The organism is Streptomyces sp. NPDC005866 (assembly GCF_040629895.1).
Classification (GTDB): domain Bacteria; phylum Actinomycetota; class Actinomycetes; order Streptomycetales; family Streptomycetaceae; genus Streptomyces.
This window is the reverse complement of record NZ_JBEXWP010000016.1, coordinates 85,507-99,710: the sequence shown is the minus strand read 5'-3', so window position 1 is coordinate 99,710 and position 14,204 is coordinate 85,507. Positions and strand designations below refer to the sequence as shown.

Sequence of the window (14,204 nt, the reverse complement as noted above, 5' to 3'; positions counted from 1 at the left end):
GGGTCCTGGAGCCGTCAGCCCTCGTCCTCGATGCGGAAGCCCACCTTCAGGCCTACCTGGTAGTGCTCGATCTGCCCGTTCTCGATCTGGCCCCTGACCTGTGTCACCTCGAACCAGTCCAGGTTGCGCAGGGTCTGGCCGGCGCGTGCGACACCGTTGCGGATGGCCTGGTCGATGCCCTCGTGCGAGGTGCCGACGATCTCGGTGACCCGGTAGGTGTGGTTCGTCATCGGGATGCTCCTCTCGTGGTCACTCCAAGGTGCCGCATCCCGAAGCGGAGCGCGAGGCGTCAGTTGCGAAGGGGGCGTCGGCGGCGAACGCGAGCCGCCCGAAGTTCTCGGCGATGCGGCGGTGTCCTGCCGGATCGGGGTGGATGTCGTCGGGCAGGGGGATTTCCGCGTAGTCCTTCTCGCCGTAGAGGTCCCGGCCGTCGAGGTAGTGCAGGTTCGGGTCGTCGGCCGCCCGCTGTTCGACGATACGGGCGAGTTCGTCACGGATGACATTGAGCGTCAGTCGCCCGGCGGCGCGTTCGGCCGGATCGCCGGTCGCCTTGAACCGCGGGGTTCCGCCGTCGAAGTCGGGCGCGAGTGGGCCGGGCGTGTCCTCCTGGAGCGGGCACAGAATGGGGGAGACGACCAGCAGTGGCGCGGTCGGATGCCCCTCGCGGACGGTGTCGAGGAAGCCGTGGACCGCGGGGGTGAATGCCCGCAGACGCATGGTGTCGGCGTTGACGATATTGATGCCGATCTTCAGGCTGATCAGGTCCGCGGGGGTGTCCCGCATCGCGCGGGCGGTGAACGGGTCCAGCAGCGCACTGCCGCCGAACCCCAGGTTGACCAGTTCCACCTCACCCTGGGCGGCCGCCAGGGCCGGCCAGATGGCGGTCGGGTGCGTGGCGTTCGACCCGTGGCTGATGGAACTGCCGTGGTGCAGCCACACCCTGCGCCCGCTGTCCGGTGCCTGCTCGATGGGGGCGTCGGTGCGCAGGGCGATCAGCTCGGTGACCTCCGTGTGCGGAAGCCAGATCTCGACGTTCTTGTCACCGGCGGGGAGACCGGTGAACCGGGCGGTGCCGGCGGGTCCCTCCGACAGCTCGTAGGCCTGGGTGAGCATGTCGGTGATCGTGTGCACGTTGCCGCCGCCCACCGTGGCCTGGGCCGCGAGACGGCCGTCGACCAGCAGGTCGTACGTGCCGTCCGCCGGGGCCGGGAACCCCCGGTAGACCCGCTTGGTGGGCAGCGTGTCCAGTTCGATGGTGGTGGCCCGGGTACGGAAGACCAGCCGCACGCCGGAGGGCTGGGCCTCGGCCAGGGCCAGTTGGCTGTCGGGGATCTGCCGGCGCGCCCGGGCGGGCAGCCGATGCGGCAGCAGTCCGTGCGCGGTTGCTTCCACATCGAGGAAGCCGCGCAGGATGTCCACGGTGACGGGTGTGGTGATCCAGTCGTGTTCGGTGCTCATTGCCTCAGCCTGTTGATCGATGTTTCCGGATGGTTCAGGGGGTGGCCCGGTTCCGTAGCAGAGCGTCGAGGGAATCCACGATCCAGGCCCACGACTCCTGCGCGTCGGGGGCGCTGTGCTCGAAACCCCCGGCCAGCTCCAGGCTGACGTAGCCGTGGAAGACGCTGCCCAGCATTCGGACCGCGTGCGTCTGGTCCGGCTCCTTCAGGTCGTAGCCGCGCAGGATCGCCCGCGTCATCTGTGCGTGCCGCACCCCGGCACTGGCGGCCGCCGTCTCGTGATCGAGGCGCAGTCGTGCGGCCGCGTACCGGCCAGGGTGTTCCCGGGCGTAGTCGCGGTAGGCATCCGCGAAGGCGGCCAAAGCGTCCTTCCCGGCCCGCCCGGCCAGGGCGTCGGCGACCCGGTCGGCGAGTTCCTCCAGGGCGAACAGGGCGATCCTGGTCCTGAGTTCCTGGGAGTTCTTCAGGTGCGAGTACAGACTCGCGACCTTGACGTCGAACTGCCGGGCGAGTGCCGAGACGGTCACCTGGTCGAAGCCGACCTCGTCGGCCAGCTCCGCGCCCGCCAGGGTCAGCCGCTCCGGGGTCAGGCCTGCTCTAGCCATAACCTTCCTCCTGTTCAGCGGCAACAATAATGCATTTGCCTAAAGCTTATAGGCAAATTAGCCTGCCCATCATGAGACCCCTGAGCGAGCGGGAGATCCGCACCGCCTTCGTGAACTGCACCAAGGGCGAGGCCAAGCGCCTGTCCGTCCCCCGTGACCTGGCCGAGCGGCCGTGGGACGACCTGGACTTCCTCGGCTGGAGGGACCCCCAGGCTTCCGACCGGGCCTACCTCGCCATCGAGCTCGGCGGCCGCCCGGTGGCACTCGCCCTGCGCAGCTCCAGCGCCACCTCCTGGCAGACGCGGCGGAGCATGTGCTCGCTGTGCATGACCACCCACACCGGGGGCGTCTCGCTGATGGTCGCCGCGAAAGCCGGCAAGGCCGGACAGCAGGGCAATTCCGTGGGCCTCTACATTTGCAGCGACCTCGCCTGCCCGCTGTACGTACGAGGCAAGAAGGACGCGGGCGTCGGCGCACGCCTCCCCGAGTCGCTCACCTTGGAGGAGAAGATCCAGCGGACCGTCGCGAACCTCACGGCGTTCATCGCAAGGGTCACCGCATGAGGCGACCGGCCGCGCAGGTCACAGCTGCCCGGGGCGCTGTGCGTCACCCCCGCCGCCGCCAAGCTCACGGATTCTTCGGCCAGTACCTGGCCGGCTGACCCTGCGCGGAGGGGTGCGCAGTCGCCCCGCCACGTCCTTGGGCTCGCCGGGTCTTGACCCTTCGCATTGGTCCATACCAAAATCCCGTACACCCGTACGAGCGCCAGTGCTCGTTCCCCCCACGTCGGGTCTCTTCCCTGTCCGCCAGACAGAACAGGAACCCCTCGTGAGACCTCTTCGCCCGCTCGCGCTCGTCTGTGTGTCCGCCGCGCTGCTCAGCGCCTGTGGCGTCCTGCCGGGTGGGGAGGGCGAGCGGCGCACCGTCACGGTGTGGCTGATGCAGAACAGCGCGTCGGAGGAGTTCCTGCGCCGGTTCACCGCCGATTTCGAACGCACCCACCAGGACATCCGGCTCGACATCCGTATCCAGCAGTGGACCGGGATCGTGGACAAGGTGCAGGCGGCGCTCAAGTCCGGCTCCGCGGACGTTCCCGACGTGATCGAGGTCGGCAACACCCAGGTCCCGCAGTACGTCGAGGGCGGCCGGCTCACCGACCTCACCCTGGAGTCGATGCGCGACTGGGGCAAGGAGCACTGGCTGCCCGGCCTCGCCGAACCCGGCCGCAACGACTCCCGTCAGTACGGCATCCCCTGGTACGCGGCCAACCGTGTCGTCATCTACCGCAAGGACCTCTTCCAGAAGGCCGGCCTCACCTCCCCGCCGAAGACCCGCGAGGAGTGGCTCGCCGACACCGAGAAGCTCAACTCCGGCGGGAACCAGGGAATTTACCTCGCCGGACAGGACTGGTACACCCTCTCCGGGTTCGTCTGGGACGAGGGCGGTGATCTGGCCGAGGAGACGGACGCCGGCTGGAAGGGCGCCCTGGACAGCCCGGCCGCGCTGCGCGGGATGGACTTCTACCGGCGGCTCCAGGCCCTCGGCAGGGGACCTGTGGACGCCGACGAGGAACACCCGCCCCAGGCCCAGGTGTTCGCGGGCGGTCAGGTCGCACAGATCGTCGCGGTGCCCGGCCTCGCCCAGTCCATCGTGCAGGAGAACCCCGAACTCAAGGACGAGATCGGCTACTTCCCGGTGCCGGGCCGCACGGCCGACCACCCCGGCGCCGTCTTCACCGGCGGCTCCGACCTCGTCGTACCGCAGAACACCGACCGGCCCTACGACGCGACCGCCGTCGTCGGCGCACTCACCGGCGCCAAGTGGGACACCGAACTGGCCCGCACCATGAACTACGTGCCCAACAAGACCACGCTGGCGGGCGCGGTCGCCGGGGCGGAGGGGGTCGCCGCCATGGCGGCGGGAGCCGCGCAGGGACGGGCGACCCCGCACACCCCGGACTGGCCGGCGGTCGAGGCCGACAACCCGATCAAGGGCTATATGACCGAGGTGCTCGGCGGAGCGGACCCCGCGACCGGGGCCCGCCGTGCCTCCCGGCGGATCACCGAACTGCTCGCGCCGGACTTCGGGTGACTCAGCGGGCGACGCTGAGTGAGAGCGCGAACCGGCCCTGCGAGTCGGTCCACCAGTTGGTCAACTCAAGTCCGGCGGCCGCCAGTTCGGCGGTCACTCCGTCGCGCCGGAACTTCGCCGACACCTCGGTACGCAGCTCCTCGCCCGCCGCGAAGTCCACGGCCAGGTCGAGCGCGGGCACCTTCACGGTCTGCGCGACACGGGAACGCAGCCGCATCTCGATCCACTCCTCGTCCGTGTCCCACAGGGCGACATGGTCGAAGCTGTCCGGGTCGAAGTCGGCGCCCAGCTCCCGGTCGACGACGGCCAGGACGTTCTTGTTGAACTCGGCCGTCACCCCGGCCGCGTCGTCGTAGGCCCGGACCAGTACGTCCTCGTCCTTGACCAGGTCGGTGCCTAGGAGCAGCGCGTCACCGGGCGCGAGCAGTCCCCGCACCGAGGCCAGGAATCCGGCCCGCTCGGCGGGCAGCAGATTGCCGATCGTGCCGCCGAGGAACGCCAGCAGCCGCGGGCCCGGCGTCTCGGGCAGGCTCATCCGGCCCGTGAAGTCGGCGATCAGGGCGTGCACGGACAGCTCCGGCCGCTCCTCGATGAGGGCCTGCCCGGCCTGGGTCAGCGCGCTCTCGCTGACGTCGACCGGCACGTACACCTCAAGAGAGGTGAGCGCGTCGATCAGCAGGCGGGTCTTCTCGGAGGAACCGGAGCCCAGCTCCACCAGGGTGCGGGCGCCGCTCACGGCGGCGATCTCGCCGGACCGGGCGAGCAGGATCTCCCGCTCGGCCCGGGTCGGGTAGTACTCGGGCAGCTCGGTGATCTGCTCGAACAGGTCGCTGCCCCGGGCGTCGTAGAACCACTTCGGCGGCAGCGTCTTGGGGGTGGCGGTGAGGCCGTTCAGGACATCGGCGCGCAGCGCGGCGTCCGTGGCGTCCTCGGGAAGGGTGCGGGTGACACGGAGGGGACTCACGTACAGGGCTCCTTCGGGGATACGGATGCCGGGGCCTCGACCGGACTGTCCTGGACCAGGTCGCCCTCGACCGGGTTCTCGACCGGGGCGAGGGTGACGCTCCGGCGGCTCGCGGTGAGCAGCGTGCGGTCGGGGACCTCCCGCCAGCGCGGGTCGTCGTCGTACGGCTCGGAGGCGACGACGGTGCGGTGGCCGGGTTCCGAGAGATAGAAGAGGCTGTCGCCCCAGGCGGTGGCGGCGATGGTCTCGCCGTCGGTGAGCAGGAGGTTCAGCCGGGCGGTCGGGGCCGCCTCGGCCACCTGCTGAACCGTTTCGGCAAGGGCGGGGCCCGGTGCCGTGCCGGACCGCAGCCGGTTGAGAGCCAGGGCCCAGACGAACGCCGAGTCGTTGCGCGCCTCCATGGACAGCAGGTCGACCGGGGGCAGGAACGGGGCGAGGGACGCCACGGACCGCGGCCAGCCGGGGATCGCCCCGTTGTGGCTGAACAGCCAGCGGCCCGCGGCGAACGGGGCAGCCGCGGCCTCCGCGTCCGCACCCGCCAGGGTCGCGTCCCGTACGGCGGCGAGCACGGCGCCGGTGCGCACCACCCGGGCCAGGTCGGCGAAGGACTGGTCGGCCCAGATCGGCCCGGCCCGCCGGTAGCGGGCCGGCTGCGGATCCTCCGGGGCGTACCAACCCACGCCGAAACCATCGGCGTTGACCGTCCCGTACCGCTGCCGCCGAGGCGCCCACGACTGGCGGTAGAGGGAGTGCTCGGGCTCCACGAGGAGCCGGCCGAGCGGCTCCTCGGGTCCCAGACAGGCCAGATGACGGCACATCAGACGGACTCCGCGGCGGTGCGGGCGGTGCGGAAGCCGGAGAAGATCTGCCGCCGGATCGGGTAGTCCCAGTTGCGGAACGTCCCCCGGCAGGCCACCGGGTCCACGGCGAACGAGCCGCCGCGCAGCACCTTGTGCTCGGGGCCGAAGAACACCTCCGAGTACTCCTTGTACGGGAAGGCGGTGAAACCGGGGTAGGGGAGGAAGTCGCTGGACGTCCACTCCCAGACGTCACCGATCAACTGCCGTACGCCCAGCGGTGACTCGCCCTCCGGGTAGCTGCCCGCCGGGGCCGGGCGCAGATGCCGCTGGCCGAGGTTGGCATGGGCCGTTGCCGGGTCGGCGTCGCCCCACGGGTAGCGCCGGGACCGGTTCTCGCCGGGATGGTGCCGGGCGGCCTTCTCCCACTCGGCCTCGGTGGGCAGCCGGCGGCCGGCCCAGCGGGCGTAGGCGTCCGCCTCGTACCAGCACACGTGCAGCACCGGCTCCTCGGGCGGCACGACCTCCGTGACCCCGAAGCGGCGCCGTAGCCACTGGCCGCCCTCACGGCGCCAGAAGTGCGGGGCGACGATCGAGTGCTGCCGGATGTGCTCCCAGCCCTCGGGCGTCCACCAGCGCTCGTTCTCGTAGCCGCTGTCCTCGATGAACGCCAGGTACTGACCGTTGGTCACCGGGGTGGTGTCGATCCAGAAGGCCGGCACCTCCCGCCGGTGCGCGGGGCGTTCGTTGTCCAGCGACCATGGCTCGGTGGAGGTGCCCATGGTGAACGGGCCACCGGGGACCAGGACTTCGGCCGGGCCGGTGAACGGCGGTGCCGGATTCGGGTCCGGGGCGGTCAGAGCCTGGGGGCCCTTGCGGAGCTGATGGGTGATCAGCATCGTCTCGTCGTGCTGCTGTTCGTGCTGGGCGATCATCCCGAAGGCGAAGCCCGCCTCGGTCAGCCGGGTGCCGGTGAACGCCGAGCCCTCCAGCAGGTCCAGGGCCCGGCCGCGCACCTCCGCCGCATAGCGCCGGGCCTCGGCGGGCGGCAGCAGCGGGAGCGTGGGCCGTTCGGAACGCGGGTGCTCGAAGGCGTCGTAGAGGGTGTCGATCTCGGGGCGCATCGCCTCCCGGCCGGCGACGTTGCGCAGCAGCCAGAGCTCCTCCTGGTTGCCGATGTGCGCCAGGTCCCAGACCAGCGGTGACATCAGCGGGGAGTGCTGGGCGGTGAGGTCGGGCTCCTCCACGCAGCTGGTCAGGAGTGTGGTGCGGTCCCGGGCCGTGGTCAGGGACTTCAGGGCCCGGTCGCGCAGGGTCTCGATGTCGATGTCGGTCTCGGGGGCGGTCATGCGGGGATGTCCTTCCCGTGGGCGCGACCCGATGTGCCGCGCAGGGGGTCCAGCAGGTCGTCGGCCGGGCAGCGGCCCTGGAGGACGTACCGGTCGAAGTACGCCGTCACGGCGGCCACGACCTCGGGGGTCGCGCCCAGCCGGGGCAGGGCCTCCAGCGCCGCCGCGAAACAGGCGACGGCGGCCTCGTGCAGCTCGGGGTCGCCGAGTCCGGTCCGGGCCGCGTCGATCCACAGCGGATTGTGCGGGGCGGGCCGCGGCACCGCCCGCTCGGCCAGCGGTTTCACCGTCCGGTACACGGTCTCGGCGGCCTCCGGGTCGTCGAACAGCGCCGCCGTCACCGCCAGCGGCACCATCCAGCCGTCGTCGCCGGGCTGCGCGTCGATCATCCGCAGCTCCAGATGACCGCGCGGCCGGACCGGCGGGAACAGCGTGGTGAGGTGGTATGCGAGATCAGCCCTGGTGGGCGACCCCGAGCGGGTCCAGTCCCGGAAGGTGAGTCCCTCGGGCACCTCCCAGGGGCCGCCGTCCCGCCGTACGCACATCACCGGGGCGTCCAGCACGTGCCGGGCCCAGGACGTGCGCGGGTCGCCGGCCAGCGGGGGAGCTCCCGCGCGGCCCGCGCCGATCCCCAGCCACAGCAGCTGCCGGGTGGAGACCCAGCCGGTGGGCTGCCCTCCCACCAGGGGCGAGTTCGCGAAGGCGGCCACCAGGACCGGGCCCAGCTGATGGGCCAGCCACCAGCGGCGGGTGTGCCCCAGCGGGCCGGGCTCCTCGTGGCCGGCGTCCAGGCAGACCTGTACGGACGCCGAGGCGCACATCATGTGGCGGCCCGCCGTGCCGGTACGGTCCAGGCAGGCCTCCATCGCCTCGTAGCGCGGTTCGCGCAGGAAGCGGCGGGGTGTGTGCCAGGGATCGTGACCGACGCCCACGAGGCCGAGGCCCTGCTGGGTGAGGACCGTACGGACGGCGTCCAGGTCGGCGGAGACGGTGCCGATGCACTCCATCAGGGAGGCGGCGGGCGGCGAGCTCAGCTCCAGCTGGCCGCCGGGTTCGACGGTGAGCGCCGACCCCAGGGGCACCGTGCGCAGTGCGGCGTATGCCGCTTCGAGTCGTTCGGGTGTCACGGGGAGCTGCGGCTGCCGCAGCTCGTGTACCAGCCATTCCACTTCGACCCCGAGCGTGCGGGGCGGGCCTGTCTTGAAGCAGATGCCCTTGACCAGGGCCTCCACCTCGGCTTCGGTGACAGCGGTGCGGTCGTCCGAGAAGTCGGTCTTCACCGAACCGTCGGTACAGTCGCCGCCGTCGGATATCGAGTCGGACATGTCGGGATCCTCCTGAGATTCCACCATGCCGCCGGCCCGGCCCTGGATGGGCCGGGACGGCACGTCCGTTCAACCCAAGACCTTCGCGTCGATTCGCACAAGGGCACCTATCGGGACGTTCTAGATCGGTAACCTCTGCTTCCTTGCACGTTCGGAACCGTTTCAGGCGCAGGAAACTCCATTGCACCGCATCACCAGCATCGCCCAGGATGCGTACATGAGCACGACGGGGGAGACCGCGCGGGCCGCGGTCATGGCGTCCACGGGGGTGGCGCCATGAGCGCGCGCCTGCGCGGGATCGCACAGGAGACCGAACAGATCGTGCTGGCCGGCGCCTATCGCGCGCCCGACGGCCGGGAGGTCCTCCTGGTGTCCGACATCGCGGCCGCACAGGCCGGGACGCGGATGTACGGCCCCGAAGCGGTGCCGGTTGCGCGGACCACCCCTGTGGAGACGGTCGTCGAGGTCACCGGTGAGAGCAGCCTGGAGGCCGCCGGCCGCCTGGCCGACGCCCCGGTCGCGGTGCTGAACTTCGCCTCGGCCCGCAATCCGGGCGGCGGCTATCTGAACGGCGCCCAGGCGCAGGAGGAGGCCCTGTGCCGCGCCTCCGCGCTCTACGCCTGCCAGTTGCGCGCCCGTGCCTTCTACGACCACCACCGTGCCCACCGCGACCCGTTCTACTCAGACCGCGTGATCCACTCCCCGGCCGTTCCGGTCTTCCGTGATGACCGTGGCCGCCTCCTCACGGATCCTTTCCGCGCGGGCTTCCTCACCTCCGCCGCGCCCAACGCGGGCGTGATCCGCCGTACGGCGCCGGAACGCACCGGTGAGCTGCCGGGCGCCCTGGCCGTACGGGCCGAGCGGGTCCTGGAGGTGGCGGCCGCGAACGGCTACCGGCGGCTGGTCCTCGGCGCCTGGGGCTGCGGGGTCTTCCAGAACGACCCTCGGCAGGTCGCGGGGGCCTTCCGGGGGCTGCTGGGCCCCGGCGGACGGTTCGCCCGGACCTTCGAGCACGTGGTGTTCGGGGTCCTGGACCGTACACCGGGATCGGTGGTCCGGGCGGCCTTCACCGAGGCGTTCCAGGAAGTCGCCTGGACGTCTGACGTCTAGGGGGTGTCGTCTGGATCATGCCGGCGTCGCGGGCCCTGGCACGCACTCCTGCAGAGGGGGTGCCCCCAGCCGCGTTGTCGTCACTCGCCGACGTCCCCCAGCCTTCGGCCGGGGGTGCCCCCACCGCTTCGCCCGCCGCGGCAGCGGCTGATCGTCTACGCCTCCTCCGCCTCGCAGCTGCACGCACCAGACCCCGCTCGGCTCGGTCAAGAGGCACAGTTTCTCGCTGCCAATCCAGACGACACCCCCTGGGTCCAGCGGCTCACTTCCAGCCGTAGCGCTCGTGCAGGCGGTTGCGTACGAGGTTGAAGCGGCCCCGGTCCAGCGCGCACGCCTCCCTGCGCATGCCGTCCTCGTGCAGTCGCAGCACGCGGTCCACGTCCACCCAGGAGTCACGCCCCGAGCGGTCCCAGGGGCCGCTGCCGATGGCCACCCACTCGCGGTCGTTGTCGTGCCGCTTGCTCGACAGCTGTACGGCGAGCAGGGTGCCGGGCGCCTCCCGGGCGACGACCAGCACCGGCCGGTCCTTGCCCCGCCCGTCGTTCTCCTCGAAGGGCACCCAGGTCCACACGATCTCACCGGGATCGGGGTCGCCGTCGTGGGCGGGGGAGTATTCGGTGCGCACCCTGCCGACCTCGTGTGGGTCGGCCTCGGTGGTCGCGGTGGGGCCGTAACGGCCGGGGATGTTCTCGTCGTCGGTTAGCGCAGTCACGAGGGCACCCTAAGGGGCCTCAGCCTGCGAGAACAGGCGGGGTACCGGTACGGCGCAGCTCCGCCTCGATCAACTCGGCGGTGACATCGGGGCGTTCGATGTGCGGAAGGTGACCGGCCTGCGGGATCGGCTCGAACCGGCCCTGGGGGAAGGCCTTCGCATAGGCGGCTCCGTAGGCGGGGGTGACGATACGGTCGCTCTCGCCCCAGATCACCAGCACCGGCTGCGGCACGCGCCCAGCTGGCCGCCACCACCTTCCAGAGCGAGCAGGCCTTCGGCACACTGGTGGGCCGGCTGGTCGCACAGGGCCTGGTGGAACGGAGGCCGGGCCAGGGGCGGCGCATCCGGCACCATCTGACCCCGGACGGCGAGCGGATGCTGGCGGCCGGGCACGGGGTGGCCGGCGAGGTGCTCGCCGGATGCTTCGCCGGGCTGTCGGCGGCGGAGCGTTCGACGCTCCTGGAGCTGTTGCGGCGGCTCAACGAGCAGGAGTGAGAACGGAGATGCCCCCGGTCCGGCCGGGGGCACTCCTGTTCCCGCTCGCGGCTACTCGCCGTCCTGCTCCACCGGAACCTTCTGCGCCTTCGGGGCCGTGACCTCGTTGAGAATCGGCGAAGTACCGTTCGGGGCCTGCCCGTTCTGGTTCATCGACGCCAGCAGCTGACGTGCCAGCCCCAGTCCGGTGCCGCCCATCGTGAGCGCCTTGGCGAACATCTCGCCCATACCCTCGGCGCCGTTGAGCAGCACCATGTTGTCGACGTTGCCGAAGGCCGACGCGCCGGCCTTGACGATCTCCGGCCAGTTCTCGGCGAGTTGCTGGGCGACGACCGCCTCCTGGTTCTCGGCGAGGGCGGCGGCGCGGGCCTTGATGGCCTCCGCCTCGGCGAGGCCCTTGGCCTTGGCCGCTTCGGCCTCGGCGAGGCCCTTGGCCTGCGAGGCGGCCGCCTCGGCCTCACCGGTGGCACGGGTCGCGGCGGCGCTCGCCGTTCCCCGGGCCTTCATGGCCTCGGCCTCGGCGCCCGCGGCTGCCTTGACCCGGGTCGCCTCGGCCGCGGCCGCCAACTCCGTCTCCTTCGCCTTGGCCTGGGCCGCCGAGATACGCGCGTCACGCTCGGCCTCGGCCAGCGTGCGCTTCTCGTAGGCCTTGGCGTCGGCCGGCTTGCGGACGTCCGCCTGGAGCTGCTGCTCCCGCCGCTGCGCCTCCAGCTCGGCGACCCTCGTCTCCTGGACGACGACCTCCTGCCGGGCGGCCGCGTCGGCGAGCGGCCCGGCCTGGCGGGACTGGGCCCCGGCCTTGTCCCGCTCGGCCTGGTAGCCGGCCTGGAGGATCTCGCTGTCCCGGGTGGCCTCCGCCATCCGGGCGAACGACGCCTGCTCCGCCTCGGTGGCGAGACGATTCGCCTCCGCCTGCGCGATTCGCGCGTCCCGCTGGACGGCCGCCGCGTGCGGCATCGCCAGGTTCTTGATGTACCCGGTCGGATCCTCGATCTCATGGATCTGCAGGGAGTCGACGATGAGCCCCAGCTTCTCCATCTCCGTGCCACAGGCGGCCCGGGTCTGCCCGGTGAGCTTCTCGCGGTCGCGGATCATGTCCTCGACCGTCAACCCGCCCACGATGGACCGCAGATGACCGGCGAACACGTTGTGCACCCGCTCGGACATCAGCTTCTGCTGGTCCAGGAACCGGCGGCCCGCATTGGCGATCGACACGAAGTCGTCGCCCACCTTGAAGATGACCACGCCCCGCACCTTCAGCGGAATGCCCTGCTGGGTCACGCAGTCCACCGACAACTCGGTCTCGTTCAGGTCCAGAGAGAGCTTGCGCACCGCCTGAACGCCCGGCAGCACCAGCGTGCCGCGCCCCGTGACGATGCGGAATCCCATGCCTTCCTCAAGACCCTCGGTCCGATGCTTCGAACCGGAGATGATGAGCGCCTCGTTCGGCTCGGCGACCCGCCACATCATCTTGAACACACCGATCACCACGAGAACGGCGAGAACCGCCGCCCCCGCCACGACGCCGACAACCATCGGCATACGCCCCCCCCTTTGCATGGTGCCCTTTCGGCACCGAACGAACGGAGTGTGCGCCTGTGCGAGCCCGGGGTGAAGACGCTGACGAACCCTTGTTGCAATCTTGACGCATACGCCCCTCACCTGGGGCTACGTTCGCTCAACTGTCGTAGGCGGGCGTGACGTAGACCGTCCTCGGCGGCAGGTACTCGACCACCATCACGACCGTGCCCGGCTCGATCCGGGCGCCGCCGTCGGCGGGGTACGCGAGGAAGTGCTCGGCACCCCCGCGCACCCGGACGATCACCTCGCCGACGAGTCCGGGCCCGATCGTTCCGGTGACCCGCCCCATGAGCCCGACCATCGACGCATCGTCCATGGTCAGAGGGTACGGGCAGGCCAAGCCACGGGAAAGCCACCCGCCGTCATACAGCAGGGGATTCGGTGATCACTGCCGGGGGCGGCCGGCGCTCGTGCCAGCGCAGCTCGGCCTCCAGCTGGGCGGCGGCGGACACGAGACGGTGTCGGGCGGCACGTCGGTGACGAAGAACGCGACCCGCCCCTTTCAGTCCGTCAACTACACCCACGAGGTACTGGGAGGAACAGTCCGCCCTCCTCAACCTCCCGGTCGTGACCGGCTCCAGCGCCACCGCGGACAAGCAGGCGGCCACCTTCACGGTCGTCGCGGGCCTGGCGGACTCCAACGGCTACTCGTTCCGTGACGCGTCCGGCAACTACCTGCGCCACTGCGACTTCCGGGGCCGGTTCGACGCGAACGACGGCACGACGACGTTCGCGAAGGACGCCACCTTCATCGCCCGCACGGGAACGGCCGGCGGCTCGGTGCCCTTCGAGTGGTACAACTACCCCGGTTACCATCTGCGCCACTACAACTACCAGCTGCGCGTGCAGATCTCGGACGGTACCGACTTGTTCCGCCAGGACAGCTCGTTCATGCGGGTGGCTTCCTGGGCCCGACCCCAGGAAGGGGTCGTGGGTGTCGCCAGGATGCCGTCCGGTGGCGGCCTCGCGCGCGGGCGGTGACAATCGGGCCAGACCACTTCAGGAGAGACGATGGCGAAGATCCTTTTCGTGATGACCGGCGCCGACCGGTGGACACTGGCCGACGGCAGCACGCATCCCACCGGCTTCTGGGCCGAAGAGGCGGTCGTTCCCTACGAGGCGTTCAAGGTCGCCGGTCACGAGATCACCGTGGCCACCCCGGCCGGTGCCGTCCCGCCGGTCGACCCGGCCAGTCTGGCTCCCGAGGCTGCCGGCGGCGTCGAACAGGCCGCGCAGGTGAAGCAGGTGGTGGACAGGGCTCCAGAGTTCCAGGCGCCGGTGGCGCTGGCCGACGTACGCCTTCAGGACTTCGACGCGGTCTATGTCCCCGGCGGCCACGGTCCGATGGAGGACCTGGCCGTGAACGCCGACGCAGGCCGGATCCTCGCCGACGCGGTCGGGGACGGTCTGCCGGTGGGAGTGGTGTGCCACGGCCCGGCCGCGCTCCTCGCCGCCGTCAAGGCGGACGGCACCAACGCCTACGCCGGCTACCGGATCACCGCCTTCACCAACGCCGAGGAGCAGCTGGCCGGCATGGCGGCGGCCGCCAAGTGGCTTCTGCAGGACCGTCTCACCGAGGCCGGGCTGGAGGTCGAGGCAGGCGAGCCGTGGGCTCCGCACGTCGAGATCGACCGCAACGTCGTCACCGGCCAGAACCCGGCCTCCTCCGGCCCGCTCGCCGCCGAACTGCTGAAGAAGCTCGCCTGAAACCGCCCGCG

At 71.1% G+C, this 14,204-nt stretch carries 15 protein-coding genes and 1 pseudogene; 5 read left to right on the top strand and 11 right to left on the bottom strand.

Annotation, left to right across the window (positions count from 1 at the left end; all coding sequences use genetic code 11):
* Window positions 1-14: 14 nt before the first annotated feature.
* The 3 genes from ABZ396_RS23730 to ABZ396_RS23720 are packed head-to-tail and all read right to left on the bottom strand — an operon-like array spanning window position 15 to window position 2,062.
* Window positions 15-230: a dodecin gene (locus tag ABZ396_RS23730; RefSeq protein ID WP_358916866.1), complete on the bottom strand. Its 216-nt coding sequence runs from the start codon at window positions 228-230 to the stop codon at window positions 15-17.
* 19 nt (window positions 231-249) lie between these two features.
* A complete protein-coding gene (locus tag ABZ396_RS23725; protein WP_358916864.1) occupies window positions 250-1,458 on the bottom strand; it encodes a GDSL-type esterase/lipase family protein in 1,209 nt (402 codons plus the stop codon).
* A gap of 34 nt (window positions 1,459-1,492) precedes the next feature.
* The gene (locus ABZ396_RS23720) at window positions 1,493-2,062 is read right to left on the bottom strand and encodes a WHG domain-containing protein (RefSeq protein WP_358916862.1); all 570 of its coding nucleotides are present in this window, start codon (window positions 2,060-2,062) and stop codon (window positions 1,493-1,495) included.
* A gap of 71 nt (window positions 2,063-2,133) precedes the next feature.
* Between ABZ396_RS23720 and ABZ396_RS23715 the strand changes: the two genes are divergently transcribed.
* Together ABZ396_RS23715 and ABZ396_RS23710 are read left to right on the top strand one after the other, a co-directional pair.
* On the top strand, window positions 2,134-2,625 hold the full coding sequence (locus ABZ396_RS23715; RefSeq protein ID WP_358916860.1) for an FBP domain-containing protein: 492 nt from the start codon (window positions 2,134-2,136) through the stop codon (window positions 2,623-2,625).
* 265 nt (window positions 2,626-2,890) lie between these two features.
* Window positions 2,891-4,153, top strand: coding sequence for an extracellular solute-binding protein (locus ABZ396_RS23710; protein WP_358916858.1), 1,263 nt, complete (start codon window positions 2,891-2,893; stop codon window positions 4,151-4,153).
* A 1-nt stretch (window position 4,154) separates the two neighbouring features.
* On the opposite strand, the gene egtD is transcribed toward ABZ396_RS23710, so the two are convergent.
* From egtD to egtA, 4 genes are read right to left on the bottom strand one after another with little or no spacing between them, the layout of a single operon-like run.
* A complete protein-coding gene (egtD, locus tag ABZ396_RS23705) occupies window positions 4,155-5,117 on the bottom strand; it encodes an L-histidine N(alpha)-methyltransferase (protein ID WP_358916856.1) in 963 nt (320 codons plus the stop codon).
* Window positions 5,114-5,935, bottom strand: a complete 822-nt coding sequence (gene egtC / locus ABZ396_RS23700) for an ergothioneine biosynthesis protein EgtC (protein ID WP_358916854.1) — start codon at window positions 5,933-5,935, stop codon at window positions 5,114-5,116. Before egtC ends, egtD begins: the two co-directional genes overlap by 4 nt.
* Entirely contained in the window at window positions 5,935-7,263 is a 1,329-nt protein-coding gene (egtB, locus tag ABZ396_RS23695; protein ID WP_358916852.1) for an ergothioneine biosynthesis protein EgtB, read from the bottom strand. Before egtB ends, egtC begins: the two co-directional genes overlap by 1 nt.
* Window positions 7,260-8,588: an ergothioneine biosynthesis glutamate--cysteine ligase EgtA gene (gene egtA, locus ABZ396_RS23690; RefSeq protein ID WP_358916850.1), complete on the bottom strand. Its 1,329-nt coding sequence runs from the start codon at window positions 8,586-8,588 to the stop codon at window positions 7,260-7,262. Before egtA ends, egtB begins: the two co-directional genes overlap by 4 nt.
* Window positions 8,589-8,864: 276 nt before the next feature.
* On the opposite strand from egtA, the gene ABZ396_RS23685 reads away from it, so the two are divergent.
* Window positions 8,865-9,698 carry a TIGR02452 family protein gene (locus ABZ396_RS23685; RefSeq protein ID WP_358916848.1) on the top strand — a complete coding sequence of 278 codons (834 nt, stop codon included), beginning with the start codon at window positions 8,865-8,867 and terminating at the stop codon, window positions 9,696-9,698.
* Between the two features lie 262 nt (window positions 9,699-9,960).
* Here ABZ396_RS23685 and ABZ396_RS23680 read toward each other — a convergent pair whose 3' ends face one another.
* The 4 genes from ABZ396_RS23680 to ABZ396_RS23665 all read right to left on the bottom strand — a co-directional run bounded on the left by ABZ396_RS23680 (window position 9,961) and on the right by ABZ396_RS23665 (window position 12,802).
* On the bottom strand, window positions 9,961-10,410 hold the full coding sequence (locus ABZ396_RS23680) for a type II toxin-antitoxin system PemK/MazF family toxin (RefSeq protein WP_358916846.1): 450 nt from the start codon (window positions 10,408-10,410) through the stop codon (window positions 9,961-9,963).
* A gap of 19 nt (window positions 10,411-10,429) precedes the next feature.
* Window positions 10,430-10,831, bottom strand: a complete 402-nt coding sequence (locus ABZ396_RS23675) for an alpha/beta hydrolase (protein ID WP_358916992.1) — start codon at window positions 10,829-10,831, stop codon at window positions 10,430-10,432.
* 125 nt (window positions 10,832-10,956) lie between these two features.
* Entirely contained in the window at window positions 10,957-12,447 is a 1,491-nt protein-coding gene (locus tag ABZ396_RS23670; RefSeq protein ID WP_358916844.1) for an SPFH domain-containing protein, read from the bottom strand.
* A 136-nt stretch (window positions 12,448-12,583) separates the two neighbouring features.
* Window positions 12,584-12,802: a hypothetical protein gene (locus tag ABZ396_RS23665; RefSeq protein ID WP_358916842.1), complete on the bottom strand. Its 219-nt coding sequence runs from the start codon at window positions 12,800-12,802 to the stop codon at window positions 12,584-12,586.
* Window positions 12,803-12,938: 136 nt separating this feature from the next.
* Here ABZ396_RS23665 and ABZ396_RS23660 point away from each other — a divergent pair.
* Window positions 12,939-13,398 (top strand): annotated as a pseudogene (locus ABZ396_RS23660) (AbfB domain-containing protein); the annotation flags it as partial.
* Between the two features lie 99 nt (window positions 13,399-13,497).
* Window positions 13,498-14,193, top strand: coding sequence for a type 1 glutamine amidotransferase domain-containing protein (locus ABZ396_RS23655; protein WP_358916840.1), 696 nt, complete (start codon window positions 13,498-13,500; stop codon window positions 14,191-14,193).
* Window positions 14,194-14,204 lie beyond the last annotated feature (11 nt).

Excerpts from the sequence above, each read along its gene's own strand:
- ABZ396_RS23730 (WP_358916866.1), bottom strand. The coding sequence starts at position 230 with ATGACGAACCACACCTACCGGGTCACCGAGATCGTCGGCACCTCGCAC.
- egtC (WP_358916854.1), bottom strand. The coding sequence starts at position 5,935 with ATGTGCCGTCATCTGGCCTGTCTGGGACCCGAGGAGCCGCTCGGCCGG.
- egtA (WP_358916850.1), bottom strand. The coding sequence starts at position 8,588 with ATGTCCGACTCGATATCCGACGGCGGCGACTGTACCGACGGTTCGGTG.
- ABZ396_RS23665 (WP_358916842.1), bottom strand. The coding sequence starts at position 12,802 with ATGGACGATGCGTCGATGGTCGGGCTCATGGGGCGGGTCACCGGAACG.
- ABZ396_RS23655 (WP_358916840.1), top strand. The coding sequence starts at position 13,498 with ATGGCGAAGATCCTTTTCGTGATGACCGGCGCCGACCGGTGGACACTG.
- egtB (WP_358916852.1), bottom strand. The coding sequence starts at position 7,263 with ATGACCGCCCCCGAGACCGACATCGACATCGAGACCCTGCGCGACCGG.
- ABZ396_RS23725 (WP_358916864.1), bottom strand. The coding sequence starts at position 1,458 with ATGAGCACCGAACACGACTGGATCACCACACCCGTCACCGTGGACATC.
- ABZ396_RS23670 (WP_358916844.1), bottom strand. The coding sequence starts at position 12,447 with ATGCCGATGGTTGTCGGCGTCGTGGCGGGGGCGGCGGTTCTCGCCGTT.
- ABZ396_RS23720 (WP_358916862.1), bottom strand. The coding sequence starts at position 2,062 with ATGGCTAGAGCAGGCCTGACCCCGGAGCGGCTGACCCTGGCGGGCGCG.
- ABZ396_RS23715 (WP_358916860.1), top strand. The coding sequence starts at position 2,134 with ATGAGACCCCTGAGCGAGCGGGAGATCCGCACCGCCTTCGTGAACTGC.
- ABZ396_RS23685 (WP_358916848.1), top strand. The coding sequence starts at position 8,865 with ATGAGCGCGCGCCTGCGCGGGATCGCACAGGAGACCGAACAGATCGTG.